This window comes from Rhodoferax ferrireducens, from assembly GCF_003347515.1.
In the GTDB taxonomy this organism is placed as follows: domain Bacteria; phylum Pseudomonadota; class Gammaproteobacteria; order Burkholderiales; family Burkholderiaceae_C; genus Rhodoferax.
Map to the genome: position 1 here is coordinate 57,082 of NZ_QEII01000264.1, position 24,852 is coordinate 81,933.

At 59.1% G+C, this 24,852-nt stretch carries 23 protein-coding genes; 17 read left to right on the top strand and 6 right to left on the bottom strand.

The genetic code is table 11. The annotated features are described in order from the left end of the window. The first annotated feature begins 4 nt into the window (after window positions 1-4). The 5 genes from C5P05_RS10620 (at window position 5) to C5P05_RS10640 (ending at window position 5,764) form a co-directional block, all read left to right on the top strand. Window positions 5-1,333, top strand: a complete 1,329-nt coding sequence (locus tag C5P05_RS10620) for an ABC transporter substrate-binding protein (protein WP_114969812.1) — start codon at window positions 5-7, stop codon at window positions 1,331-1,333. A 95-nt stretch (window positions 1,334-1,428) separates the two neighbouring features. Next, a complete protein-coding gene (locus tag C5P05_RS10625) occupies window positions 1,429-2,238 on the top strand; it encodes an ABC transporter ATP-binding protein (protein ID WP_114969867.1) in 810 nt (269 codons plus the stop codon). Window positions 2,239-2,292: 54 nt separating this feature from the next. Then, window positions 2,293-3,549 (top strand): phenylacetate--CoA ligase family protein, encoded by a 1,257-nt coding sequence (locus C5P05_RS10630; protein ID WP_114969868.1) that lies wholly within the window; start codon window positions 2,293-2,295, stop codon window positions 3,547-3,549. A 114-nt stretch (window positions 3,550-3,663) separates the two neighbouring features. Then, window positions 3,664-4,650, top strand: a complete 987-nt coding sequence (locus tag C5P05_RS10635; protein WP_114969813.1) for a tripartite tricarboxylate transporter substrate-binding protein — start codon at window positions 3,664-3,666, stop codon at window positions 4,648-4,650. A 103-nt stretch (window positions 4,651-4,753) separates the two neighbouring features. Then, a complete protein-coding gene (locus C5P05_RS10640; RefSeq protein ID WP_114969814.1) occupies window positions 4,754-5,764 on the top strand; it encodes a Bug family tripartite tricarboxylate transporter substrate binding protein in 1,011 nt (336 codons plus the stop codon). A gap of 13 nt (window positions 5,765-5,777) precedes the next feature. Here the strand turns inward: C5P05_RS10640 and C5P05_RS10645 are convergent, their stop codons facing one another. Continuing rightward, on the bottom strand, window positions 5,778-6,104 hold the full coding sequence (locus C5P05_RS10645) for a DUF1840 domain-containing protein (RefSeq protein ID WP_114969815.1): 327 nt from the start codon (window positions 6,102-6,104) through the stop codon (window positions 5,778-5,780). Window positions 6,105-6,464: 360 nt separating this feature from the next. On the opposite strand from C5P05_RS10645, the gene C5P05_RS10650 reads away from it, so the two are divergent. The 3 genes from C5P05_RS10650 to C5P05_RS10660 all read left to right on the top strand — a co-directional run bounded on the left by C5P05_RS10650 (window position 6,465) and on the right by C5P05_RS10660 (window position 10,958). After that, window positions 6,465-9,425, top strand: a complete 2,961-nt coding sequence (locus C5P05_RS10650; protein ID WP_114969816.1) for a PAS domain S-box protein — start codon at window positions 6,465-6,467, stop codon at window positions 9,423-9,425. A gap of 86 nt (window positions 9,426-9,511) precedes the next feature. After that, window positions 9,512-10,639 carry an aminopeptidase gene (locus C5P05_RS10655; protein ID WP_198674693.1) on the top strand — a complete coding sequence of 376 codons (1,128 nt, stop codon included), beginning with the start codon at window positions 9,512-9,514 and terminating at the stop codon, window positions 10,637-10,639. After that, complete coding sequence (locus tag C5P05_RS10660; RefSeq protein WP_114969818.1) at window positions 10,632-10,958, top strand: polyhydroxyalkanoic acid system family protein; 327 nt, start codon at window positions 10,632-10,634, stop codon at window positions 10,956-10,958. Before C5P05_RS10655 ends, C5P05_RS10660 begins: the two co-directional genes overlap by 8 nt. 37 nt (window positions 10,959-10,995) lie before the next feature. On the opposite strand, the gene C5P05_RS10665 is transcribed toward C5P05_RS10660, so the two are convergent. After that, window positions 10,996-11,250: an acyl-CoA-binding protein gene (locus C5P05_RS10665; protein WP_114969819.1), complete on the bottom strand. Its 255-nt coding sequence runs from the start codon at window positions 11,248-11,250 to the stop codon at window positions 10,996-10,998. A 135-nt stretch (window positions 11,251-11,385) separates the two neighbouring features. Here C5P05_RS10665 and C5P05_RS10670 point away from each other — a divergent pair, with 135 nt between their 5' ends. Further along, a complete protein-coding gene (locus C5P05_RS10670; protein ID WP_420130741.1) occupies window positions 11,386-12,927 on the top strand; it encodes a wax ester/triacylglycerol synthase family O-acyltransferase in 1,542 nt (513 codons plus the stop codon). Here the strand turns inward: C5P05_RS10670 and C5P05_RS10675 are convergent, their stop codons facing one another. The 4 genes from C5P05_RS10675 to C5P05_RS10690 all read right to left on the bottom strand — a co-directional run bounded on the left by C5P05_RS10675 (window position 12,928) and on the right by C5P05_RS10690 (window position 16,417). Then, window positions 12,928-13,701: a hypothetical protein gene (locus tag C5P05_RS10675; RefSeq protein WP_114969820.1), complete on the bottom strand. Its 774-nt coding sequence runs from the start codon at window positions 13,699-13,701 to the stop codon at window positions 12,928-12,930. It abuts the gene before it with no gap. Window positions 13,702-13,729: 28 nt separating this feature from the next. Further along, window positions 13,730-14,392: a TetR/AcrR family transcriptional regulator gene (locus C5P05_RS10680; protein ID WP_114969821.1), complete on the bottom strand. Its 663-nt coding sequence runs from the start codon at window positions 14,390-14,392 to the stop codon at window positions 13,730-13,732. Further along, on the bottom strand, window positions 14,386-15,639 hold the full coding sequence (locus C5P05_RS10685) for a patatin-like phospholipase family protein (RefSeq protein ID WP_114969822.1): 1,254 nt from the start codon (window positions 15,637-15,639) through the stop codon (window positions 14,386-14,388). Before C5P05_RS10685 ends, C5P05_RS10680 begins: the two co-directional genes overlap by 7 nt. A 160-nt stretch (window positions 15,640-15,799) precedes the next feature. Then, complete coding sequence (locus C5P05_RS10690) at window positions 15,800-16,417, bottom strand: phasin family protein (protein WP_114969823.1); 618 nt, start codon at window positions 16,415-16,417, stop codon at window positions 15,800-15,802. Between the two features lie 216 nt (window positions 16,418-16,633). Here C5P05_RS10690 and C5P05_RS10695 point away from each other — a divergent pair, with 216 nt between their 5' ends. From C5P05_RS10695 to C5P05_RS10730, 8 genes are all read left to right on the top strand, one after another. Next, the gene (locus C5P05_RS10695; RefSeq protein WP_114969824.1) at window positions 16,634-18,631 is read left to right on the top strand and encodes an SDR family oxidoreductase; all 1,998 of its coding nucleotides are present in this window, start codon (window positions 16,634-16,636) and stop codon (window positions 18,629-18,631) included. Between the two features lie 122 nt (window positions 18,632-18,753). Next, window positions 18,754-20,163, top strand: a complete 1,410-nt coding sequence (locus tag C5P05_RS10700; RefSeq protein WP_157979286.1) for an oligosaccharide flippase family protein — start codon at window positions 18,754-18,756, stop codon at window positions 20,161-20,163. A 3-nt stretch (window positions 20,164-20,166) separates the two neighbouring features. Further along, window positions 20,167-20,823, top strand: a complete 657-nt coding sequence (locus C5P05_RS10705) for a class I SAM-dependent methyltransferase (protein ID WP_114969826.1) — start codon at window positions 20,167-20,169, stop codon at window positions 20,821-20,823. A gap of 94 nt (window positions 20,824-20,917) precedes the next feature. After that, on the top strand, window positions 20,918-21,745 hold the full coding sequence (locus C5P05_RS10710; RefSeq protein ID WP_114969827.1) for a glycosyltransferase family 2 protein: 828 nt from the start codon (window positions 20,918-20,920) through the stop codon (window positions 21,743-21,745). Next, a complete protein-coding gene (locus tag C5P05_RS10715) occupies window positions 21,742-22,554 on the top strand; it encodes a glycosyltransferase family 2 protein (protein WP_114969828.1) in 813 nt (270 codons plus the stop codon). Before C5P05_RS10710 ends, C5P05_RS10715 begins: the two co-directional genes overlap by 4 nt. After that, entirely contained in the window at window positions 22,542-23,321 is a 780-nt protein-coding gene (locus tag C5P05_RS10720; RefSeq protein ID WP_114969829.1) for a glycosyltransferase, read from the top strand. The genes C5P05_RS10715 and C5P05_RS10720 overlap by 13 nt, the downstream gene beginning before the upstream one ends. Further along, window positions 23,318-24,265, top strand: coding sequence for a UDP-glucose 4-epimerase family protein (locus C5P05_RS10725; protein ID WP_114969830.1), 948 nt, complete (start codon window positions 23,318-23,320; stop codon window positions 24,263-24,265). Before C5P05_RS10720 ends, C5P05_RS10725 begins: the two co-directional genes overlap by 4 nt. Continuing rightward, window positions 24,262-24,822: a sugar transferase gene (locus tag C5P05_RS10730; protein WP_114969831.1), complete on the top strand. Its 561-nt coding sequence runs from the start codon at window positions 24,262-24,264 to the stop codon at window positions 24,820-24,822. The genes C5P05_RS10725 and C5P05_RS10730 overlap by 4 nt, the downstream gene beginning before the upstream one ends. Window positions 24,823-24,852: the final 30 nt, after the last annotated feature.

Here is a 24,852-nt window from a genome sequence, read left to right on the forward strand (position 1 = left end):
TTCCATGAAAATCCGCAACATCGTGCTGGCCAGCGTCCTGGCTGCAGCCGGCGCCGGCGCTATCGCCCAGGCCAAGGAGCAATTCTTCCCGGGTCTGCCCTACCGCACCGGTCCCTATGCGCCCAACGGCGTGCCTTGGGCCAATGGCTATTCCGACTACCTCAAACTGACCAATGCCCGCGGCGGCATCAACGGCGTGAAGATCATTTATGAAGAGTGCGAAACCGGCTACGACACCGCGCGCGGCGTGGAGTGCTATGAGCGCCTGAAGGGCAAACATGGCGGCGCCACGGTGTTCCAGCCGCTGTCCACCGGCATCACCTTCGCCCTCACCGAGAAGGCCCCCGGCGACAAGATTCCGCTGATCACGGCCGGCTATGGCCGCAGCGAGAGCCAGGACGGCAACGTATTCAAATGGAACTTCCCCCTGGCTGGCACCTACTGGCTGGCAGCCGATGCACTGGTGCAGACCATCGGCAAGAAAGAAGGCGGACTGGACAAGCTCAAGGGCAAGAAGGTCACGCTGGTCTATCACGATTCACCCTATGGCAAGGAGCCGATTCCGCTGCTGCAGGAGCGTGCCGCCATGCATGGCTTCAATCTGCAACTGCTGCCCGTGACCGCGCCCGGTGTTGACCAGAAGTCAACCTGGCTGCAAGTCCGCCAGGCCAAGCCCGACTACGTGCTGCTGTGGGGCTGGGGCGTCATGAATTCAACCGCGCTCAAGGAAGCGCAAGCCACCGGCTACCCGCGGGAAAAAATGTACGGCGTCTGGTGGTCGGGTGCCGAACCGGACGTGAAGGACGTGGGTGAAGGGGCAAAAGGCTACAACGCCGTCACCATGCAACACGGCGCCGAGCCGCAGTCCAAAGTGGTCAAAGACGTCCTGGAAATGGTCCATGCCAAGGGCCAGGGCAGCGGACCCAAGGAAGAGGTGGGTCAGGTGTTGTACATGCGCGGTGCCATGAGCGCAATGCTGGCGGTTGAAGGCGTGCGCCGTGCGCAGGAGCGCTTCGGCAAAGGCAAGTGGATGAGCGGCGAACAGGCGCGCTGGGGCTATGAAAACCTCGCACTCGATCAGAAGAAGCTCGATGCGCTGGGCTTTGCCGGTGTCATGCGTCCGATCAGCACCTCGTGTGCGGACCACATGGGCTCCAACTGGGCTCGCGTGCACACCTGGGATGGCAAGAAGTGGGCGTTCTCCTCTGACTGGCTGCAGGCTGATGAGCAAGTCCTCAAGCCGCTGGTCAAAGCCACCGCCGCCAAGTACGCCGCCGACAAGAAGCTGACCCCCCGCACCCCTGCGGAATGCCAGTCTACTGCCGGCCTTTAATCCCTGTCGTCGTACGGATGACGCTGGAGGTTCAAGCGAACCTCCAGCCGAAAGAGCAGATGCGCTGCTCTTTCGGCTGGCAACCACACAACATCATGAGCACTCCAAACATCGTTCTTAACGTCAATGGCATCGAGGTCATATACAACCACGTCATTCTGGTGCTGAAGGGGGTTTCCCTGAACGTGCCGGAAGGAAAAATCGTGGCCATTCTCGGCGGCAACGGTGCGGGTAAAACCACCACCTTGCGGGCCATTTCCAATCTGCTCAAAGGCGAGCGCGGCGAGGTGACCAAGGGCTCGATCGAGTTGCGCGGCGAACGCATCGAGAACCTCTCGCCGGCAGACCTGGTGCAGCGCGGCGTGGTGCAGGTGATGGAGGGGCGTCACTGTTTTGCCCACCTGACCATTGAGGAAAATCTGCTCACCGGCGGTTACACCCGCAAGGACAAGGCGGAGGTCGCCGCCAACCTGGAAAAAGTCTACAACTACTTTCCTCGCCTCAAAACCCGGCGCACCAGCCAGGCCGCCTACACCTCGGGCGGTGAGCAGCAGATGTGCGCGATTGGCCGGGCTCTGATGGCCAACCCCAGCATGGTGTTGCTGGACGAACCTTCGATGGGCCTGGCGCCGCAGATCGTGGAGGAGGTGTTCGAAATTGTGAAAGACCTTAACCACAAAGAAAAAGTCACCTTTTTGCTGGCCGAGCAGAACACCAATATGGCTTTGAAATACGCCGACTATGGCTACATCATGGAGTCCGGCCGCGTCGTGATGGACGGTGTTGCCAGTGACCTGGCGAACAACGAAGACGTCAAGGAGTTCTACCTGGGCGTAGGCGGTGGCGAGCGCAAGAGCTTCAAGGATGTGAAGAGCTACAAGCGGCGCAAGCGCTGGCTGGCCTAGTAAGTTTGAACCCACGCCGGCACAGCAGTGGCCGGCGCCTCACCGGAAGAAACCATGACCAATTATTTTGACGTGCTGGAAACGCGCGACCACGCCATGCGTGAAACGACACTGATGGCCGCCTTGCCGGGCCAGGTGGCCCACGCCAGAAAATCGTCGGCCGCATTAGCCGACATCTTGAAAGACGTCAATCCGACGGAGGTGACCAGTCGGGCTGCTTTGGCACGCCTGCCCGTCACCCGCAAGCATGAACTGCTGGAGCGTCAGCAGGCCAGCCGCAGCGCCGGCAGCGATGTGTTTGGCGGCTTCAGCACCGTGGGCTATGGCGCCCGCATGCCACGCATTTTTTCCAGCCCCGGTCCCATTTATGAGCCCGAAGGCGCGGCGAGAGACTATTGGCGTATGGCGCGTGCCATCTATGCGGCGGGCTTTCGCCCCGGCGAACTGATCCACAACTGCTTTAGCTATCATTTTGTGCCGGCCGGCTCCATGATGGAGTCCGGCGCCCATGCGCTGGGCTGCACCGTGTTTGCCGGCGGCACCGGCCAGACCGAGCAACAGGTGCAGGCCATGGCGCAGCTTCGGCCCGCAGGCTACATCGGCACCCCCAGCTTTCTGAAAATCATTGTCGACAAGGCCGCCGACATGGGCGTGCCTTTGCCCAGCATGACCAAAGCCATGTTTGGGGGCGAAGCCTTTCCGCCTTCCTTGCGCGATTGGTTCGCCGAGCGCGGCATTGCCGGCTACCAGTGCTATGCCACGGCCGACCTGGGATCAATCGCCTACGAGACTTCAGCGCGCGAAGGCCTGGTGATCGATGAAGGCGTCATTGTGGAGATCGTGCGACCCGGCACCGGCGACCCGGTCGCTGAGGGCGAAGTGGGTGAAGTTGTGGTGACCACGCTCAACCCCGACTATCCCCTCATTCGTTTTGGCACCGGCGACCTGTCTGCGGTGCTGAGCGGACCGTGCCCCACCGGGCGCACCAACACCCGCATCAAAGGCTGGATGGGGCGGGCGGACCAGACCACCAAAATCCGCGGCATGTTCGTGCACCCGGGGCAGGTCGCCGACATCATCAAGCGCTTCCCGGAAGTGACTCGGGCGCGCCTCGTCGTGACCGGCGAGATGGCCAACGACGTCATGACCCTCAAGGTCGAGACCGCCTGCAGCGGACCAGACGCGTTGGTGGCCAAAATAGGGGAGGCCATTCGTGACGTCACCAAGCTCAGGGGCCATGTCGAAGTCCTGCTACCCGGCAGCCTGCCGAATGACGGCAAAGTGATCGAGGATGCCCGCAGCTACCAGTGACGTTGACCTGGTTCAAGCAAATTCGAATACGGCTTTTTTCTAAGTAGTTTCCGTATTGCACAGCAAGCCTTCGAGCCCTACGATAACTCTTTGATATTTATCAGGAGTCGTTTCATGAAGCGTGTTTTAGTTCTTGCAGCTGCAGTTACTGCACTGTTTGCCAATGCTCAGGGTTTTCCCGGCAGCAAGCCAATTTCCATCGTGGTGCCATTTGCTGCCGGCGGGCCGACTGACCGGGTGGCGCGTGATCTGGCCGAGGCCATGCGCAAGACCATGGGCGGCGGTGCCAACTTCGTGGTGGAGAACGTCAACGGCGCGGGCGGCACCATTGGCGCGACCAAGGTGGCCAAGGCCAATCCGGACGGCCACACGCTGATGTTGTGGCATATCGGCATGGCGGCCACGGCTGGCCTGTACCGCAAGCTGCAGTACAAGCCACTGGAAGATTTCGAGTACCTGGGCATGGTCAACGATGTCCCGATGACCTTGATCGGCAAGCCGCAATTGACCGCCAACACCTACCGCGATTTTGAGAACTACATCAAGACCAACAGCGCCAGTCTCAATATTGCGCACGCTGGCCTGGGTTCGGCCTCCCACCTGTGCGGCCTGATGTGGCAGACGGCGGTCAACGCCAAGGAGCCCATGACCACCATTCCGTTTGGTGGAACTGCGCCGGCCATGACCGCCCTGATTGGCGGGCAGGTCGATGTGATGTGCGACCAGACCACCAACACCACGGCCCAGATTGAATCCGGTCGGGTCAAGGCCTTTGCCGTCACCACGGCTGGCCGGCTCTCCGGCCACAAGCTGCTCAAGGATTACCCGTCCCTGCAGGAGATGGGTCTGAAGGGTTTCAACCTGACGATCTGGCACGGTCTGTACGCCCCCAAGGGCACGCCGGCACCGGTGCTCAAGCAGCTCAATGACGCCATGAAGCTGGCGCTGAAAGACCCCGAGTTCATCAAGAAACAGGAAGGTCTGGGCGCCATCGTCGTGACCGACAAACGCATGGAGCCCGCCGGGCACAAGGCTTTTGTGGCGGCCGAAATCGCCAAGCTCAAACCGGTGATCGAGGCTGCCGGCAAGTTCGCCGACTGATTCCCGCGCATCCGCATTCAAGCCGCCCGACTCGCGTCCGGCGGCTTTTTTTGTATTCTCAACAGCATCGGCACACGGTGTTGCTGCATTCAAGGAGACCTAGATGACCCTAAAATTCAAGCCTTTTCGCCGCCTAGTCCTCGCCATTTGTGCGGGAGTAGCTATTGTTTCGATAGCTAATCAAGCCTCGGCGCAGACCTCGTGGCCCAGCAAGCCGGTGAGAATCGTGGTGCCGTTCGCGCCTGGGGGCACGACCGACATTCTGGCCCGTGCGGTGGCGCCCGAGTTGTCCAAGGCCTTTGGACAAACCTTCATTGTCGACAACCGGGCCGGTGCCGGCGGCAACCTGGGCGCCGACATGGTGGCCAAGTCACCGGCTGACGGTTACACGCTGTTGATGGGCACCGTTGGCACCCACGGCATCAACAAGTCGCTCTACAGCCGGCTGCCTTACGATCCGCAAAAAGACTTTGCCCCCGTCACGCTGGTGGCTGGGGTGCCCAATGTCATGGTGATGAACGCCGACAAGGCCAAAGCGCTGGGCATCAACAATGTGCCGGATTTCATCCGCTACGCCAAAGCTCACCCGGGTCAGTTCAACATGGCGTCCAGTGGCAATGGCACCTCGATTCACCTGGCTGGCGAGTTGTTCAAGTCGATGACCGGAACCTACATGACGCACATTCCCTACAGTGGCTCGGGCCCCGCCATGATGGGCATGGTGTCCGGCAATGTAGATGTGATGTTTGACAACCTGCCGTCCGCCATGCCACAGATCAAGGGCGGCAAGCTCAAGGCGTTTGCGGTCACCAGCGCGCAGCGCTCGGCGGCCATGCCCGAGTTACCGACCATTGAAGAAGCGGCCAGGCTCAAGGGTTTTGAGGCCAGCAGCTGGTTTGGCTTGCTGGCACCGGCGGGCACCCCGGCTGATGTGGTGTCCCGGCTTCAGCAGGAAACCGCCAAGGCGCTCGGTTCACCCGCCATCAAGGAAAAGCTGCTGGCCCAGGGCGCCATTCCCAGCGGCAATACACCCCAGGAATTTGCCCGCTTCATCGACGCAGAAATAGCCAAGTGGGCGCAGGTGGTGAAGGCGTCCGGCGCCAAGGTCGATTGACCTTGATTTGCCCCTAAACGCCCCAGACAATCTCGGTGCCGGCCTTCTCGCAGCGGCGCAGCATGTCAATAAAGGGCAGGGCGCGCTGGCGCAATGAGATCGCCTCGAAGCGGGGCGGGGCCTCCTGGTTGGCCAGCGCATCCGCCACGGCGGCCTTGCGCTCGGCGTCTTCCTGGGCAACCGCCGCTTCCAGTGCCGCGATGGCCGCAGACATTTGTTCGGGCAGGATGATGCCTTTGCCGGTTGCGGTGTCTTTGCCGATGATCTCCAGCACACGCCGGCCATTGGGCTCCAGCATGATGACATCACCGGTGGTTTTGGATTTGAACTTGTAAATCATTGGGATTGCTTCCTAAGTAGTCTTCTTTAAATGCCGTCCAGAATGAAGACGGTTCTATCTGCCGATTGCTGGCTTGACCGACAGTTTTCCACCACGAGATAAGCCGTCATTTCTTCTCCAAACTGAGTTGATGAAATTCCATACTTTGGTGGCCAGCGTATCACGGTCTGTTTCTCATGGCAGAGACGCCGCGCATAGGAATGCCGAACGCCATCGGGGTCGAAATCAGTTCGGATGACGAGCAACAAGCCCGTTGACACCTTCGGCTGGGGCGTGGCGCTGTACGAAAATGCTGTTCCAATCAGATGAGTTTCTTATACAGACATCGCGGCCCGCCGGCTGCCTCACTGACTTGATGCCATGCCCCTCGTTTCCCTCAGCTCGCAATCGTCCTATACCCGACTGCTGAACCGCTTTTACGGCATTTTTTTTCTGGTCTGCACCGTCTTTTTGACGATTGGCGTGCCTTTCGTGTTTTACCGCAAGACGGTCAGCGCGGTTATTGCCATGAGCATGATGCTTGCGGTGTGGCTGGCCTGGCGTATGAGTCGCCGTGGCCAGCCGCAGAAGTCCCTTTTGTACTTCGCGGGCGGTTTGTGGGTGCTGCTGGTGGGTTTGATTTTCACTGGCTTGCCACCCTACAGCGCCGCCACCGCCCTGGCCATGGCGGTGATGCTGGCGGTGGTGATTCATGTGCGCGCGGGGGTGTTTTTTGGCGTCGCCTACTTGCTGGCCTGGCTGCTGTATGTCGTGCTGCAATCGGCGCAGCTGGTGCCCGTTCCTTACTTTGTTGGCAATCCGCTCACGGGGTGGTTTATCGGGGCAGTCGCCTTCTGGCTGGTGCTGTTGCCGATTCCCGGCTTGGTTCGCAGCCTGCGCCGGGCCGCGTCCCTGCAACGCGCCGTGATCGAAGCCGCCACCGATGGCATCCTGGTGGTGAATAACGACGGCAAGATGGAGACCTACAACCAGCGTTTCGTTGATTTGTGGCGCATTCCGGCGGAATATTTGAACCCGTACCAAGACAGCGGCCTGGTGGCCTATGTGGCCCAGCAACTGGTCGATCCAGAGCAGTTTCTGCAGAAAGTACGGGAGCTGTATGCGCACCCCGAGCGGTCCAGCTTTGACACCCTGCGGTTCAAGGATGGCCGTGTTTTCGAGCGCCATTCGCAACCCCAGTGTCTGGACGAGCAGATCGTCGGACGCGTCTGGAGCTTTCGTGATGTGAGCGAAAGGGAGCGGACACAGGCGGCCTTGCGCCATGGCAAGGAGCAATTCGAGGCCATTCTGAATGCCACGTCAGAAAGCATTTTTCTGGCAGATCGAAACGGCGTGCTGCTGGCGATCAATGCCACGGCCGCCCACCGCATGAACAGCGAGCCCGGGCAACTGCTGGGCCAATGTGTATTCGACAAATTTCCACCCGGTGTGGCGGCCACGCGCCGTGCTTCGCTGGCGGAGGTGTTTGCCACGGGCCAGGGGCAATACACGCAAGACATGCGTGCCAACCGGGCTTTTGCGCTCAACTACTACCCGGTGGCGGGGCCCGACGGCGCCATTGCCTCGGTGGCGGTTTTTGCCGCCGACATCACGGAGCGCCAGCAAGCCGAGCAGGCGGCCGTGGCGCTGGTGCAACGCAACCAGCTTTTGATGCAGACCGCCACAGAGGGCATCCACGTTCTAGACAGTACCGGGCGGCTGATCGAGGCCAACGGCGCCTTCGTGCGCATGCTGGGCTACACGGCGCAAGAACTTGAAAACGCCAATGCGGCCCAGTGGAATGTGATCTGGGGTGAGGATGAGCTGCGCCAAAAAATCAATGAACTGATCCAGCATGGTGGGGCTTTTGAGACTGTGCATCGGCGCAAGGACGGAACCTTGCTGGATGTCGAGGTGCATGCCAGCGGCGTTTGCATCGAGGGTCAGAATTACCTGTATGCCGCCAGTCGCGACATCAGTCAGCGCAAGCGCAACGAGGCGCAGCGCGTCGCGCGCGAGGCCCGCTTGACCTCGCTGATGGCGTCCATGCAGGACACCGTCGTGGTACTGGATGCCCAGGGTCGCGTGCTGGAATACTTTGTCCCGAAAGACAATTCCAGCCATCCGCCGTTCTGCTCGTCCGATGGGCAGATCGTGGGAAAAACCTGTCAGGACCTGTTGCCAGCGGCCGCCGGCCAGTTGTTTGCTGCCGCCATCGCGGCACTGCTGGTGGATGATCAAGCGCAAACCTTTGACTACGCCGCAGTGGATGGCGGACAGGCGTATCACTTTGTGGTGACGATGAGTCACATCCATGGCGCGTCGCAAGCGGCGGAAGGCTTTTTCACAGTGGTGCGCGACAACACATTGCGGCGAAATGCCCGCCGGGACATTGAGCGGCTGGCACAGCGCAACAAGCTGTTACTGAACAGCGTCGGCGAGGGCATCTTCGATGTCGACGCCGCGGGCCGGACGACCTTTACCAACCCGGCCGCGCTGGCGATGCTGGGGCTGACGGAGGCGGACATCCTGGGACAGTATCCGCATGCCCTGTTTCACCATCACCACGAGGACGGTAGTCCCTACCCCCACAGGCAATGCCCGATCCATGCCGTGTTGCGCGACGGGCAACACCGCCGGCTTGAAGCGGAGTGGTTCTGGCGCCAGGATGGCACGGGCTTTGCCGTCTCCATGACGGTCACGCCCATCGTCGAAGACGGGCAGCGGGTCGGGGCGGTGGTGGTGTTTCAGGACATCACCGAACGCAAGCGGGCGCAGGCGGAAATTCATCGGCTGGCGTTTCACGATGCACTCACCCAACTGCCAAACCGGCGCCTGCTGAATGACAGGCTCGTGCAGTCGATGGCGGCCTGCACGCGCAGCGCGCAGCATGGGGCGCTGTTGTTTCTCGACCTGGATAATTTCAAGCCGCTCAACGATGCCCATGGACACGATGTGGGGGACATGTTGCTGCAGGACGTGGCACGACGCCTCACCCAGTGTGTGCGCCAGGTCGACACGGTGGCACGCTTCGGCGGTGACGAGTTTGTCGTGGTACTGGGCGAGCTCGATGCCGGACTGGATGCGGCGCGTCTTCAGGCCACCCTGGTTGCGGCGAAGATTCGCCATGCGCTGGAGCAACCGTATGACCTGACCGTGGCGCATGACGATGGCCCGGACACCCATGTGCAGCACCGCTGTACGTCCAGCATAGGCATCAGCATGTTTCCCGAGCAGGCCAACACGGCGGATGACATTCTCAAGCGGGCGGACACGGCGATGTACCAGGCCAAGGCGTGCGGGCGCAATGCCGTGCGCTTCCATGATCCAGCGTCGGCGTAAGCCCGGACCCGACGCACAGGACCGGACGGACGCGGTGGGAGGTCGCCAAGATCTTAAACTGCACAATGGCGTCAATGCGTACCCCCATGTTGCTGAATACCTTAAATGCCGTGGTCCCGCTTGATGGACTCCGTCGAGGACTGCGAGTTTTCCTGATCGTGGCCTGTGCGATGGGCGTGACCGCATGTGCAGACACCCGCTATTACCTGCAGTCGGTGGGTGGCCACCTGCATCTGATGCAGGCGGCCCGGCCAGTGGACCAAGTGCTGGCCGATGAGCAGATCGCGCCGACCCTGAAGCAGCGCCTGGCCTTGGCCCAGCGCATGCGCCGCTTTGCCGTGACCGAGCTCAAGTTGCCTGACAACGCCAGCTACCACCGCTACGCCGATTTGCAGCGCCGCTTCGCCGTGTGGAATGTGGTGGCCGCCCCCGAGTTGTCGCTCACCCTCAAAACCTGGTGTTTCCCGGTGACTGGCTGCGTCGGCTACCGCGGCTATTTCAGCGAAGCCGAGGCGCAGGTTGAAGCGCGGGCGCTGGCCGCCGAGGGTCTGGAAGTCCGCGTCTACGGTGTCCCGGCCTACTCGACGTTGGGCTGGATGAACTGGGCCGGCGGCGACCCGCTGCTCAACACCTTCATCGGCTACCCGGAAGGCGAGCTGGCCCGCATGATCTTTCACGAGCTGGCGCACCAGGTGCTGTATGTCAGGGATGACACCGTGTTCAACGAGTCGTTTGCCACAGCGGTCGAGCGCCTGGGGGGCGAGCGCTGGCTCTCCGTGCAGGGCTCGGAAGCGGCCAAAAAAGAGTACGCCGAGTTTGACGCCCGGCGTCGCCAGTTTCGCGCGCTGTTGCTGGCCACGCGCACCCGGCTCGCTGATATTTACAAGCAAAACAAGCCTCTAGCCCCCGATAGACAAGCGCTTCTAGCTATGAAAAACAGAGCGATCCAGGATTTCCGTGACGACTATGGCCGCTTGAGAAACAGCTGGGGCGGCTACGGCGCCTATGACGCCTGGGTGGCCAGCGCCAACAATGCCGCCTTCGGCGCGCAGGCTGCCTACGATGAACTGGTGCCGGCGTTCGAGGCTTTGTTTGAACGCGAAGGCCGGGACTGGCAGCGGTTTTATGATGCAGTCAGGCGGCTGGCGGAGATGCCGGCCCCGGAGCGGGCTCGGGCCCTGAAAAAAATACCAACGGAGCTGGAAATTGGCTGATCTTCATATCTTGCGCGAACACGCACTGGGCCTGCCTGAAGCGCGAAAAATCGCCTTCAAATGGGCGGAACACGTCGAAGTAGAGTTCGGCATGGACTGCACCTACGAAGAGGGCAAATCGGTGGATGAGGTGGGTTTCAGCCGCTCCGGTGTGCAAGGCACCTTGGTGGTCACCAAGGACAAGTTCGAGCTCAATGCCAAACTGGGTTTCCTGCTGGGCGCGTTCAAGGCCACCATCGAGAGTGAGATCGTGAAAAATCTGGATGACTTGCTCAAGGTCAAGCCACATGCGAAAGCGCACGGGCTCAAGAAAAAATGATTGACGGGCCTGGGCCCGTCAATGCGTCTGGAATGTTCTAGCTCAGGGACTCAATCAGGTCCACATACTGCTGCATGGCGTCTTCGCTGCTGGTGCCTTTGAGCCCGTGCCAAGCCTCCCATTTGGCGCGTCCCACCATGTCGCTGAAGCCGGGTTTCTTGTCCGTGTTGTCGCCAGTGCTGGCCTGTTTGTACAGCGCGTAAAGCTTGAGCAGCGTGGCGTTGTCGGGGCGCTCGGTCAGGTTTTTTGAGTTGGCCAGCGCGGCGTCAAATTTTGTTTTCAGGTCAGACATGGTTTTTTCCGGATAAGGTGGATACCCCATGCATATGGGGTATGTGCGCAGTATCTTACGGGCCGTTTTGCCGACAGAATAGGGTGGCGTCCCCAACAACGGTATTTCCGCCATTCCTTGTCCCTCTGGAGACTTATGGTTACCCGAATCATTGCCAAAAAAACCGTTAAAAAGCCTGTCCCAAAGGCCGCGCGTCAGGGCACGGCCAGCACCAGCGGCACCCGCAGCGAGCAGGCGTCGACGCGCGAGCGCATGAGCAAGGTGGATACCGCCTGGTTGCGCATGGATTCCCCGACCAATCTGATGATGATCGTGGGCGTCTGGATCATCGAGCCGGGCGTCAGTTACCAGGCCGTGAGCCAGCGCATTAAAGAGCGCCTGCTGCAGTACCCGCGCTTCGGCCAGCGGGTGGAGCTGGATGCCACCGGCGCGAGCTGGGTCAGCGACCCCGACTTTCAGATCGAGCGCCATGTGGTGCGCGAGAAACTACCCGCTGTGCCAAAAGGGCGCGAGCAGCAGGCCTTGCAGGACCGTCTGGCGGAACTCGCCATGCAGCCGCTTGATATGCAGCATCCGCTGTGGCAGTTCCATCTGGTCGAGCACTACCAGGGCGGCTCGGCCATGATGGCGCGCATTCATCATTGCATTGCCGATGGCATTGCCCTGATTGCCGTCACCCAGTCGCTGGTGGATGGCGGCGCGACGCCACCCCAACGTTCGTTCAAGGCCGCGCATCGTGAGGGGCTGGAGGGGGCCGAGGACTGGATTGCCGATACCCTGATCAAGCCTTTCACCGATGTGGCGGTGAAAGCCCTCGGTGTCGCGGGCGATGGGGCGGTCAACGCCATGGAGCTGCTGGGTGAGCCGAAAAAAGGTCTTGAGAAGGGCCTGGCCGCCTCAGCCGAACTGGCCAAAATGGCCTACCAGGTGGTGCGCGATGCGGCCGCGCTGGCGCTTATGCCCGACGACTCGTCCACCCGACTCAAAGGCACCCCTGGCACGAGCAAACGGGTGGCGTGGTGCCAGCCGATTCCGCTGGAAGAAGTGAAGGCCGTCGGCCGGGCGCTGAACTGCTCGATCAACGATGTCTTGTTGAGCTGCGTGGCCGGCGCCATTGGCAGCTATCTCAAGTCTTTTGGCGACGAGATTGCGCAAAAGGAAATCCGGGCCATGGTGCCGGTGAACCTGCGCCCGATTGAAGACGCCTACAAATTGGGCAACCGCTTTGGCCTGGCACCCGTGATCTTGCCCATCGGCATGGCCAATCCCGTGGAGCGGGTCTACGAGGTGCGGCGTCGCATGGGCGAGATGAAAGGCAGCATGCAACCCCTGCTGGCCTTCGGTCTGCTGGCGGTGGCGGGGTTGCTGGTCAAGCCAGCGCAAGACGCCATGCTCAGCCTGTTTTCAAGGAAAACTACCGCCGTCATGACGAATGTTCCGGGACCCCGGAACAAGCTCAAGTTCTGCGGCGCGACGCTGGAGCAAAACCTGGTGTGGGTCCCGCAATCCGGCACCGTGGGTCTGGGGGTCTCGATCTTGAGTTACGGCGGGGGCGTGCAGTTTGGCGTTATCAGTGACTCGACGCTGTGTCCTGATCCGCAGAAAATCATTGACAAGTTCGAGCCGGAATTTGCCAAACTGACCCTGCTGACGCTGATGCTGCCCTGGGGCGACTGATCAGCTTTCCAGCTCCACCTTGGCCATTTCCACGTCCAGCCGTTCCATCGCATCCATGGGTTGGGCCGCAGCGGCCCGCTGGTACAGGCGAGTGGCCTCCTTGATCATCTTGTCGCCTTCGAGCATCACCATGGCGTTGGCGTATTCGATCATGCCAATGGCCGATTCGAAGTTCAGTTTCAGGGCCTCCTGCAGCAGTGCCAGGCCAGTGTCTTTTTTGGCGCCGTAAGTCATGCCGCCAATGAGCGATCCGACCTTGTCGATGACTTCGGCGTGGAACGCCCCCAGCGCGATGTGGGCATCGGCGTGTTTGGGCTGGAGTTTGATCACGTTTTCCAGTGATCCCTTGACCCGCGTGCCAAGCCCCTGGGCCAAAGCCTTGGCCACACTGATGCCCTGGCTATAGCGCCCCAGAGCATAAGCTTGCCAATAATAGGCGTTGATGTTGTCGGGGTTGTCCTGGGCTTGCGCTTCGGCGCGGCGCACGACATCCATGTACAGGTCGAGCCGGGCTTTTTCTTTCTTTTCAAGGTAGGTGGCGTAGATGCAGGCGGCCTTGTTGGCCACGGTGAGACCGTCACCGCCAATATGGATTCCCATGTCCATGGCTTGCCGGAATTCGCCACTGTGGAACAGGGCCCAGGCCTCCAGCACTTTGGCATCTTCGGGCAGCGGCTCGGCGTCGCCGGCATGCAAACGCGCCCAGTGCGCTTTGACACGGGCAGCGTCAAAAACGTAATCGCCCGCATAGGGGAAGGCGGTCCAATTGGCCATGGTTGACTCCTCTGTTCTACTTACTTTTTTATTTGTCGCTGTTATTGTAGGCGCCGACTAATTTGAGTAAATGCATGCGCTGGCCCTGCTCCAGATAGGGTGCCAGCAGATTCAACACATGTTGCGCGCCCCGCAGCAGGGCTGATTGCGCGTTTTCAGGTTCGAGGGCTTTACGCGGATCGCGCACATACTCAAAACTCAGCCAGTAGGTGAGGACCACCACCATGCTGGTCGCTGTGGCTTCGACCTCACGCGAATCAATTTGAACCGCACCGGAGCGGCTCATACCGTCCAGCAGCGCCTTCACGGCACGGGTTTTGTTCTTGAGGACTGACTGGAAGTGGGTTTCCAGGCGCCGGTTCTTGCTGAGCAAATCGTTCAGGTCGCGGTACAAAAACCGGTACTGCCAGATCAGCTCAAACAGGGTGTGCATGAAAAACCAGGCGTCTTCCACGTCGCGCACGCCATCACTGGCATTGAGCAACTCGTTCAGGGCGCGCTCGTAGCGGTCAAACAGCGAATTGATGAGTTCGTCTTTGGCCGGGTAATGGTAGTAAAGGTTGCCCGGGCTGATGCCCAGTTCGGCCGAGATCAGGGTGGTGGATACATTGGGCTCGCCAAAGCGGTTGAATAGTGCCAGCGTGACTTCCAGAATCCGCTCGGCCGTGCGCCGGGGCGCCTTTTTCACCATGTTGGATGTCCCTTGTGTGCTTCTGACCGGACGACGTGGCCGAGATCGACCATGATTTCCTCCAGCCGGGAGATCGCCTGACCTATTTGCGTGGGTGCCTTGAGCGGCCCGCTGAGATGTCGTTTGGGGTCATCCAGTGCTTCATGGTGCAAGGTGATGCCATGACGCCACAGTTTGGCCGACAGGCCGGATTTGTGCGAGCGCAGCATCTGGCGGGTTTGCTGGTAGGCATGCTCGGCCAAGTGGCGGCGCTGGGCGTAGCTGAAGGTGTTGGCCAGATAGAGCTCGGGGTCGCGGTGGTCGGGCTCAATCAGGATGATGTCGGTGTCGGGATAGCTGCGCTCGTACTGCTTCATGCCCAACACCATGCGCGAGTGGATCATGGAGCGAAAGGTCTGGCTCATCACCGCAGGCAAACCGCCGTCCACGATGCGCGGAATGTGGTGTTTGTCGGCGGACAGTCCCCGCTGCATCACCTTGGCGACATTGGGCGCCGTGGCATCGAAGGGCACCAGCGGGTTCAGGCACAGCATCAGGTCGATACCCTCATCCAGGGCGACGGAGGCGTGCATGGTTTTTGTCAGGGCGCCGTCCACGTAGTAGCTGCCATCAATCTCCACCGGTGGAAACAGGCCAGGCAGGGCCGAGCTGGCCTGTACTGCTTTGGAGATGGGGACGTGGTCCCGGCCGGGGCGCCCAAAGGGGACAGCTTCGCCGGTGTCCAGGTCGGTGGCGACCAGCGTGAGCCGGGTCTTGAGTTGGCGGAAGTCGTTGGTGCGACCCGCTTGGGAGAACAGACGGCTCAGCTCAATGTTGATCTTCTCGTTGGAAAAAACGCCGGTGGGCAGCGCAGGGCCCAGGCGCTCCAGCGCATGCACGAAGGACTTGCGGCCGGCGGTCAGATGCCACATGGCGGATACCAACAGGCCCGGCAGCAGGGTGGCACGACGCGAAAATTCACCGTACGCCGGCGCTAACAGCCAGGACGGATCGAAAGTTTCGGACGGTTCGTTGTCGTTTTCAATGAACGACGCACACAGCGCGCGCGGCGTGATGCCGTTGGCCAGGGCGGCGGCAATAAAGCCGCCCGCCGACACCCCCACGTAGTGGTGGAGCTGGGTGAAGTCGACGCCGTTCAGGGACTCCTGCAGCGCGCACAGTGCGCCCACCTCATAAATCGCCCCCAAGGGCCCACCGCCCGACAAGGCCAAAGCGATTCTGGGTGGGCGCGAGGTTTTACGCTTCATAGGCGCAAAGTGTAGAGCTGATGGACCGGAGAGTTTGTTGCGATGCAGCATGGCGCCGTAATGCAAGAACCAAAAGAGAGCGCCTGAACGCGCTCTTGGCAAGAGTCTTCCGCAGCTCGTGTACCGGAATCTCCGTCAACCGTCGCTTGCCTACCCGCAATCAGACCGGTGTTGGGGCCGTCGCGGTCTTCCGGGCGGCCGCGCGCTTTGTGGCAGCTTTGGCCGCGCTATCCGGTGTTGTCGCGGGATCAGCCTTGATCACTGTCTTGGCCGTAACTCTGGTGGTTTGTTTCGGTGCGGCTCTGGAAGCGGCCCGCGGCGCCGCCCTGGATGCGACTTTGGATGCGGTTTTGGGCGCTGCATCCTTGGTCGAGAGTCTCTGGACACTCTTGTTCAACTCATCGATACGGGCGATCAGGGCATTGACATCCTTGGCTGAGGGCACCCCCAATTTGTTCAGGACCTTGGCCACGCGATCTTCAAAGATATTCTCCAGCTTGTCCCACTGGCCAGAGGCCTTGGACGAGATGTCGGTCGCCATACTGGACATTTTGTTGGTGGCTTCCGAGATTTTCTCTTCGGCGGCGGCTTGCGTTTTCCGCTGCAGGCTCACGCCTTCCTTAACGAGGGCTTCAAAGGCCTTGCTGCCCTCGGCCTGGGCCTTGTTGAAAGCACCCAAGCCAGCTTGCCAGATTTGCTGCGCTGAGTCTTTGACCGATCCCGTCAGCGGCACATCGGCTTTTTTCGATGTCTTGTTTTTTTTCAGTTTGGTGACCATGGTGAACTCCAGAAGGGTTAAGTCATTTGCACGCCGTTATTTGCTTCTAAGCAAACGCAAATTGGTGCCTGTCATGTACTGTAAGGGCCGACTGAAGCGCAGTGTAGGTGAGGCATCCTAAATCGCTAGGGAGCTTGCTCTAGCGGTGCACGGGTTTACGCTGAATAGTCGACGCCGCATTTTCGGCAAGAATGGACCAAGCAACTGGAGTTCTTCATGCAGTATTTCGTCACCGGTGCCACCGGGTTTATTGGAAAACGCCTCGTCAAAAAATTGCTGGAGCGCAAGGGCTCGGTGGTTTACTTTCTGCTTCGCAAGGAGAGCGAGAGCAAGGTGGCGGGCCTGCGCCAATACTGGGGCGCCAGTGCGGCACGGGTGGTGCCGGTGTTCGGCGACCTTACCGCCAAGAAACTCGGGGTGTCGGCCGACGGCTTGAAGAAGCTCAAGGGCCAGGTTGACCACTTTTACCATCTGGCGGCGGTTTATGACCTGGGGGCGGACGCTGCGAGCCAGATCGCCGTCAACATCGAGGGCACGCGCAACACCGTGGAGCTGGCGAAAGCGATCGGCGCGGGGCATTTCCATCATGTGAGCTCGATTGCCGCGGCCGGTCTGTATGAGGGCGTGTTCCGCGAGGACATGTTTGAGGAAGCAGAAAACTGCGAACACCCGTACTTCATGACCAAGCATGAAAGCGAGAAGATCGTGCGCCAGGAATGCAAAGTGCCGTGGTCGGTGTACCGCCCCGCCATGGTGGTTGGCGACAGCACCACGGGCGAAATGGACAAAATCGATGGACCGTACTATTTCTTCAAGCTGATCCAGCGCATGCGCCAGTTGTTGCCGCCGTGGCTACCTTCGGTGGGTCTGGAGGGGGGGCGCATCAATATTGTGCCGGTGGACTTTGTTGTGGGCGCGCTGGACACCATTAGCCACCAGGACGGTATTAATAAGAAATGCTTCCACCTCGTGGACCCCGTGGGCTACCGCGTGGGCGATGTGCTTGATATCTTCAGCCGCGCCGCGCACGCACCCAAGATGAATTTATTCATCAACGCGGCTTTGCTCGGGTTTATCCCGCGCAGCGTCACCAAAGGCCTGATGGCGCTGGCACCCGTGCGCCGCGTGCGCAACGCCATCATGAAAGACCTCGGCCTGCCGGACGACATGCTCACCTTTGTCAACTACCCCACGCGTTTTGATTGCCGCGACGCACTCGCCGCGCTCAAGGGCACGGGCGTGGCATGCCCGAATCTGAAAGACTACGCTTGGCGCTTGTGGGATTACTGGGAGCGCCATCTCGACCCCGATCTACACATTGACCGCTCCCTGCGCGGCACGGTGGCGGGCAAAGTGGTGCTGGTCACGGGCGGGTCGTCGGGCATCGGGCTGGCTACCGCGCATAAGTTTGCCGAGGCCGGCGCCACCACCCTCATTTGCGGCCGGGATGTAGACAAGCTCGAGGAAGCCTGCAAGCAGGCCCAGGCCAAGGGCTACAGCTTTGTGGCCTACGCGGTTGATATTGCCGACATGGCAGATTGCGACCGTTTTGTGATGCAGATGATGGAAGACCACGGCGGTGTGGACTTTTTGATCAACAACGCGGGCCGCTCCATCCGGCGCGCCATTGAGGGCAGCTACGACCGCTTCCATGACTTCGAGCGCACCATGCAGCTCAACTATTTTGGCAGTCTGAGGGTAACCATGGGCTTGCTGCCCGGCATGGTGGCCAAGAAAAATGGTCATGTGGTCAATATCAGCTCGATTGGCGTACTGACCAACGCGCCGCGCTTCAGCGCCTATGTCGCGTCCAAGGCCGCGCTGGACGCCTGGACGCGCTGCGCCGCCAGCGAGTTTGCCGATCAGGGTGTTTCATTCACCACCATCAATATGCCGCTGGTGCGCACGCCGATGATTGCCCCGACCGGGCTGTACAACAACGTGCCCACACTGTCACCCGAAGAAGCCGCCGATCTGGTGGCCCAAGCCTGCATCTTCAAGCCGGTGCGCATTGCCACCCGTCTGGGCACGGCCGGGCAGCTGTTGCATGCCGTGCTACCCCGCATTGCGCAAATCGCCATGAATACCAGCTTTCGCATGTTTCCGGACTCCAGCGCTGCCAAGGGTGCCAAGCCGGGGGACAAACCGGTCAAGCAGCAACTGTCACCCGAAGCGATTGCCATGCAGCAGATGATGCGGGGGATTCATTTCTGAAGTGGGCTTGTCAGCGGTGATAATCGAAGGGCGCTTTTGGCGCCCTTTCTTTTTGGTACGCCCGTCATATGAAATTTTTGAATCGGGCCGTCGGCGCCGTGGGTTTCATTACTTAAATCACCTTGCCGTACCCGTTTTGGGCTGCTGATCAATTCGTCGTATTTTCTGCAAATTTTATTTTGATTCGCCCCACTCTGACTCCCACGCTTTACAGGTCCGCAGTTTGGTCATTACTAGGCAATGTGGTGCCCATGTTGGCTGCGTTGGCTGCAGTGCCGTTTCTCTTGCATTACTTGGGACAGGAGCGTTTGGGCGTGCTGTCGCTGGTTTGGGTGGTCGTCGGTTACTTCAGCTTTTTGGATATGGGCTTGGGCCGGGCCGTGACCGTGGCGGTGGCAACTTGCCGCACGAGAGGGATATCAGGGCAGACCGATGAGCTGCATATTGTGGGTACTGCATCTGTATTGCTGGCGAGCGTCGGCGGCGCCATGGCATTGCTTCTGGGTTTGGGTATTGCGGGTTGGGGTGTCCCCGTTCGCTTGTCTTCGCCGGAATTTCTTGAAGAGGTTAAGCAAGCCTTGTTATGGATGTTGCCGAGCTTGCCTTTGCTGCTCTTGTCATCGGGTCTGCGGGGCCATCTGGAAGGGGTTGGGGCATTTCGATTGCTGAATCTGTTGCGGATACCGACGGGCGTGATGCTGGTGGCGGGGCCTTGCTTGACCGCCCTGTATTCGCCAGACCTTGCTTGGGCCTGTGCCAGCATCCTGGCGGTCCGGTTCGTGCATGTGCTTGTTTTGCTATGGCTGGTGGCGCTGGAGATGGGTTTTCGTTTAAATCCCTTTGCCAGGGCACTGTTGAGTGCAAGCAGTGGGGCCTGGCTGCGGCAGTTGCTGTCTTTCGGTGGGTGGGTGACGGTGAGCAACATCGTAGGCCCAGTGATTGTTTATGTGGATCGCTTTGTTATCGGTGCGGTTCTTGCGGCAAGTTCCGTGGTTATCTATGCCGTGCCGTTTGATGTGGTATCACGTTTGCCCGTGCTGGTAGCGTCGCTGTGCAGCGTCCTATTGCCAGAACTGGCCCGGTTATCACGTATTGATTCAGGTGGGCCGGGCAACACTCATCAGGTTCGCAGCTTGGTCAGGCGGTCCAGTGTGTTCAGTGCCTGGGCGGTTACCGCCGTGGTTGCCGTTGGGTGGGTTGCAACGCCTTGGGCCTTGCGATGGTGGGTGGGGCCGGTATTTGAAGAGCAGGGCACGCAAGTCACTCAAATCCTGTTGCTGGCATTTGGAGTCAATGCCCTGGCTCAAATTCCGTTTACCGCACTGCAAGCGGCGGGAAGGGTGCGTGCGGTAGCGTTATTGCACGTGGCTGAGCTACTGCCTTATGGGGCTGTCGTGTTCTTGGCGATTTCCTGGCTGGGAATTGCGGGTGCTGCTTGGGCCTGGTTATTAAGAAGCGTAATAGACTATTCGATTTTGGGATGGATGTGGCATCGCCATTCCGTCCATTCGGTAACTGGCCTCAGGGGTTGATTCGTGCAAAGCTACATCAATAAGTCAGAAGACTATTTTGCGCATGCTCGCAAGGAAATTGCCCCTTTATTGCCGCAACAGTGTGGTCGGGTGCTGGAGATCGGATGTGGGTCGGGTGCCACTCTCGGCTGGTTGCGCCGCGACCAACGGGCTTCTTTCACCGTCGGAGTTGAAATATCCGAGGCTGCAGCCCAAAGAGCCAGAGTCCATGCTGATGAGGTTTATTGCCTTGACTTCGAGCGCGTCGAGCTCCCTTCTGAAAGCACAAAATTCGATGTTATTTTGTGCCTGGATGTTCTGGAGCACATGGTCAATCCGTGGCTGGTTGTCGACCGGTTGGTGGCCCAACATCTTGTGCCGGGTGGCTCTCTCATTGTGAGTTTGCCAAATGTGCGGCACTACAGTGTTGTGTTACCGCTGCTTTTTCGGGGGCGATGGGAATATCAGGACGCGGGCTTGCTTGACAGGACGCACCTGCGGTTTTTCACGCGTGACACCGCTTCACGCCTGCTTTCACACGTCGAACTGGGACCGGTGCATTGTCGCGGGACCGGCTTTAACTGGCCCTCACGCAAAGGAATACTGAATACCCTGACTGCCGGGGTCTTTCAGGAGCTTTTGACGTATCAATATTATCTGACGGCATGCAAGAAAGTTTGAATGGCTCGGAAACGCAGAAGTTCTATAGTGCCAAGCCAATCATGACGTTTGACAAACAATCCTTGCGTTTCAAGTCCCATGTTAGAGCCTTGATATGAAACAAGTAGACGTTGTTGTATTGAATTGGAATGGATGGGAGGACACCATTGTTTGTCTTGCATCGTTGCAGCAACAAGACTATCCAAGCTTCAATTTGATAGTTGTCGACAACGGATCGACCGATGGCTCGGTAGATCAAATAATGAAGGCCATGCCAATGGTTGAGTTGTTGCAAACCGGCGCGAATTTGGGGTTCGGTGGTGGCTGCAACGTTGGCATCAGGCATGCCTTGGCCCGTGGCGCGGATTATGTGTGGCTTATCAATAGCGATGCCATCGTCGACACTCATGCACTGTCCGCGCTGGTCCGAGTGGCAGATCAAAATTTAGCTCTGGGTTCGGTTGGCTCCATTCTGTATGAAGTAGATACCGTAGATCGGGTTCAGTTGTGGGGCGGTGGCCGAGTACAGCTTTGGAGTGGCCAATCGCGACACCAACTGGCCCCCGGGCCGCTTGATTTCATTTCTGGGGCTTCTGTTTTGCTGCGTTGCTCGGCCATTAAAGAGGTCGGTTTATTTGATCAAACAGCCTTTTTTATGTATTGGGAAGACACGGACTTGGCTTTTCGGCTGCGCAAGGCAGGATGGACGCTGGCCGTGGCAGATGATTCCAAGGTGTGGCACAAGCAGTCTGCCAGTCTGGGCAAGCGCAGCCCTTTGCTGGATGAATACTTCACTCAATCCGGTGTTCGTTTTCTCATGCGCCACGCTCCGATTCCATTCATTTCAATTGCAGTCATGTTGGGCATGATGTTGGCCAAGCGCGTGGTCATGGGAGAATTTAGCCGGGTCCGAGCGGTCTTCAACGGGTTTTTAAGCGCATGAGTGAAATGGTGGCGGTTTCTGTGGTGATGCCTTGCTATCGCTGCAAGCAGACGATTGAGCGTGCTGTTGCATCAGTAGCGGCACAAACGGACCTGCCGATGGAGCTTATTCTGGTGGATGACGGCAGTGCGGATGAAACTCGTTCTCTCATGCTTGAATTGCTCAATAAATATCGGCCAGGTTGGATCAGGCTTGTTTTGTTGAATGAAAACCAGGGTGCGGCCAGTGCGCGCAATGCCGGCTGGGCGGTCGCGAGCCAGCCTTACATCGCTTTTCTGGATGCAGACGATGCCTGGCATCCCAGAAAAATTGAAATTCAATATGCCTACATGAATGCGAATCCCGATGTCGTGCTGTGCGGCCATGGGTATCGCCTGCTCAACCAGAACGTTCTGCCGGACTGGAACGTGGTTCAGGACGATGCAGAGCGCATCGGCAAATGGGCCTTGATACTGTCGAATAAATTCGTGACGCCGTCGGTCATGGTCCGGCGCAATGTCGGGCAACGTTTTGTGGAGAGACAGCGCTACATGGAAGACCACATGCTGTGGCTAAAAATCATTTGCAGTGGCGGGCGCGTCGTCAAACTCCCCGCTGAACTGGCTGCAATTTATAAGGAGCCATTTGGTATTACCGGACTGAGTGCGCAGGTTTGGCTTATGGAGCGGGGTGACCTGGGAAATTACCGTCGTCTTTATCGCGAAAGGTATATTGAAAGCTATCAGTTTGCGGCATTGGGTGCCTATTCTGTATTGAAATATGTGCGCAGACTGTTTATCTACTGGGGCTATTTGCGATGGCAAAAATAGCCGATAACCGTGAGATCGATATATCCATATCTGTTGTCAGTCATTTGCAAATAGGCCTGGTTGCCGAACTGTTGGCCGATCTGGACAAACATTGCGGAGATTCACAGCTTGAGTTGATCCTGACGCTTAATCTGGATGAAAACTTGCCCTTCGGGTTGGATGAGTTTTCGTACCCGATCAAGCTCGTGCGAAACGTGACGCCCCTGGGTTTTGGCGCCAACCATAATCAGGCATCCATTCACGCGCGCGGACGATATTTTTGTGTGATGAATCCGGATATCCGCTTGGACAGCAACCCCTTCAACGCGTTGTTGGCGCGTTTTGACGAGCCCACGGTTGGAGTGCTTGCACCGCTTGTACTGAATGTAGAGGGCGGCATTGAAGACAGCGCACGACGGTTTCCCACCCCACTCAAAATACTGTGCAAGGTTTTTGGTCGATGCAGAGGTTCCGACTATGCAATAACAGACGCGCCGATCTACCCGGATTGGGTGGGCGGTATGTTCATGTTGTTTCCGCGTGGCGTCTTCGAAAGACTGGGCGGGTTCGATCAGGGTTATTTTCTGTACTACGAAGACGTGGACATATGCGCCAGATTGAAATTGCTGGGCTTGAAAGCGCTGGTCTGTCCTCAGGCGAGGGTGGTGCACCACGCACAGCGCAGCAGCCATCGTAACCTCACGTATTTGCGATGGCATTTGAAAAGCATGCTGCGCTTTTTTGTTTCGCCTGTTTTCTGGCGCCTGCAATTTCTCCCCCCGCGATGAGAGTCCTGGTTACTGGCGCCAATGGCTTTGTAGGTAAATCCCTCTGTGCTGAATTGACTCGACGAGGTGACGCCGTGCGGGCGGCCGTCCGTTCCGGGCATTCTGACCGGGGGAGACTGGATGACGCAGTCGTTGGAGCGATAGACGGTGGAACGGATTGGTCTGCCGCGCTAGGTGATCAAGACGCGGTCGTCCACCTCGCCGCGCGAGTCCATGTCATGAAGGACGCAGCCGCTGATTCGCTCGTGGCATTTCGACAGGTCAACGTGCAGGCGACCCTGAATCTGGCCCGTCAGGCCGCCGCAGCCGGGGTCAAGCGTTTCGTGTTTATCAGCTCGGTCAAGGTCAATGGCGAGTGCACCTTCCCTGGCCAGACCTTTGCCGAGTCCGATGTGCCCGCTCCCCAGGATGCCTATGGGCAGAGCAAGCATGAGGCCGAACAGGGCTTGCGCCGGCTTGCTGCAGACACCGGCATGGAGCTGGTCATTGTCCGACCGCCGCTGGTGTACGGTCCCGGCGTCAAGGCCAACTTTGCCAGCCTGATGCGTGCCGTGCAGCGGGGCTGGCCCTTGCCGCTCGGCGCGGTGCACAACCGGCGCAGCCTGGTCGCCCTGGACAATCTGGTGAATTTCATTGTGACCTGTGTGACCCATCCACAAGCCGCCAACCAGACCTTTTTGGTGAGCGATGGAGATGACCTGTCCACCCCGGATCTGGTGCGCGGCCTGGCGCGTGCGGCAGGGATGACTGCGCGTCTGATTCCTGTGCCGGTGTGGATTCTGCAGGTGGGGGCGGCCCTCGTGGGTCAAGGGGCGTCGGTACAGCGCCTGGTTGGCAATTTGCAGGTGGATATTTCCAAAGCGCGCGCCTTGTTGGGCTGGGTGCCGCCGGTCACGGTCGAGGAGGGTTTGCGTCGCGCCCTTGCCGGGATGCAAAAATCATGAAAAGAATGTTCGATCTGCTGCTGGCGACGATGGCGGGTATTTTTTTGCTGTTGCCCGTGCTGCTGCTGACAGTATTGGTGCGCTTGACGTCCAAAGGTCCGGCGCTGTATTGGTCTGACCGCGTCGGGCGCAATAACGTGATTTTCCAAATGCCCAAGTTCCGCAGCATGCAAATAGGCACACCGGCCGTGGCAACCCATTTGCTGAGTGATCCCGATCGGTATCTCACGCCGATTGGCAGTTTTTTGCGCAAGAGCAGTCTGGATGAATTACCCCAGCTATTAAGCATCCTCAAAGGCGATATGAGTTTTGTAGGTCCCAGACCTGCCTTGTATAACCAGCATGATCTGATTGAACTACGCACGCGTAACGGGGTCCATACCTTGTTGCCCGGCTTGACGGGCTGGGCTCAAATCAATGGGCGTGATGAGTTACCCATTCCGCAAAAGGTGGCGCTGGATGTTGAGTATCTGCAAAGGAAGTCTTTCGGTTTGGATATGAAAATCATTCTGTTGACAGGTTTGAAGGTATTAAGAAGAGATAATGTGACTCATTAAAATTATTAAAAATAGTGTCTTTAGGGGCTT

Bases quoted from the DNA above. Each gene is read 5' to 3' on its own strand.
- C5P05_RS10620 (WP_114969812.1), top strand. From the start codon at position 5: ATGAAAATCCGCAACATCGTGCTGGCCAGCGTCCTGGCTGCAGCCGGC.
- C5P05_RS10625 (WP_114969867.1), top strand. From the start codon at position 1,429: ATGAGCACTCCAAACATCGTTCTTAACGTCAATGGCATCGAGGTCATA.
- C5P05_RS10630 (WP_114969868.1), top strand. From the start codon at position 2,293: ATGACCAATTATTTTGACGTGCTGGAAACGCGCGACCACGCCATGCGT.
- C5P05_RS10635 (WP_114969813.1), top strand. From the start codon at position 3,664: ATGAAGCGTGTTTTAGTTCTTGCAGCTGCAGTTACTGCACTGTTTGCC.
- C5P05_RS10640 (WP_114969814.1), top strand. From the start codon at position 4,754: ATGACCCTAAAATTCAAGCCTTTTCGCCGCCTAGTCCTCGCCATTTGT.
- C5P05_RS10645 (WP_114969815.1), bottom strand. From the start codon at position 6,104: ATGATTTACAAGTTCAAATCCAAAACCACCGGTGATGTCATCATGCTG.
- C5P05_RS10650 (WP_114969816.1), top strand. From the start codon at position 6,465: ATGCCCCTCGTTTCCCTCAGCTCGCAATCGTCCTATACCCGACTGCTG.
- C5P05_RS10655 (WP_198674693.1), top strand. From the start codon at position 9,512: ATGTTGCTGAATACCTTAAATGCCGTGGTCCCGCTTGATGGACTCCGT.
- C5P05_RS10665 (WP_114969819.1), bottom strand. From the start codon at position 11,250: ATGTCTGACCTGAAAACAAAATTTGACGCCGCGCTGGCCAACTCAAAA.
- C5P05_RS10670 (WP_420130741.1), top strand. From the start codon at position 11,386: ATGGTTACCCGAATCATTGCCAAAAAAACCGTTAAAAAGCCTGTCCCA.
- C5P05_RS10675 (WP_114969820.1), bottom strand. From the start codon at position 13,701: ATGGCCAATTGGACCGCCTTCCCCTATGCGGGCGATTACGTTTTTGAC.
- C5P05_RS10680 (WP_114969821.1), bottom strand. From the start codon at position 14,392: ATGGTGAAAAAGGCGCCCCGGCGCACGGCCGAGCGGATTCTGGAAGTC.
- C5P05_RS10685 (WP_114969822.1), bottom strand. From the start codon at position 15,639: ATGAAGCGTAAAACCTCGCGCCCACCCAGAATCGCTTTGGCCTTGTCG.
- C5P05_RS10690 (WP_114969823.1), bottom strand. From the start codon at position 16,417: ATGGTCACCAAACTGAAAAAAAACAAGACATCGAAAAAAGCCGATGTG.
- C5P05_RS10695 (WP_114969824.1), top strand. From the start codon at position 16,634: ATGCAGTATTTCGTCACCGGTGCCACCGGGTTTATTGGAAAACGCCTC.
- C5P05_RS10710 (WP_114969827.1), top strand. From the start codon at position 20,918: ATGAAACAAGTAGACGTTGTTGTATTGAATTGGAATGGATGGGAGGAC.
- C5P05_RS10715 (WP_114969828.1), top strand. From the start codon at position 21,742: ATGAGTGAAATGGTGGCGGTTTCTGTGGTGATGCCTTGCTATCGCTGC.
- C5P05_RS10720 (WP_114969829.1), top strand. From the start codon at position 22,542: ATGGCAAAAATAGCCGATAACCGTGAGATCGATATATCCATATCTGTT.
- C5P05_RS10725 (WP_114969830.1), top strand. From the start codon at position 23,318: ATGAGAGTCCTGGTTACTGGCGCCAATGGCTTTGTAGGTAAATCCCTC.
- C5P05_RS10730 (WP_114969831.1), top strand. From the start codon at position 24,262: ATGAAAAGAATGTTCGATCTGCTGCTGGCGACGATGGCGGGTATTTTT.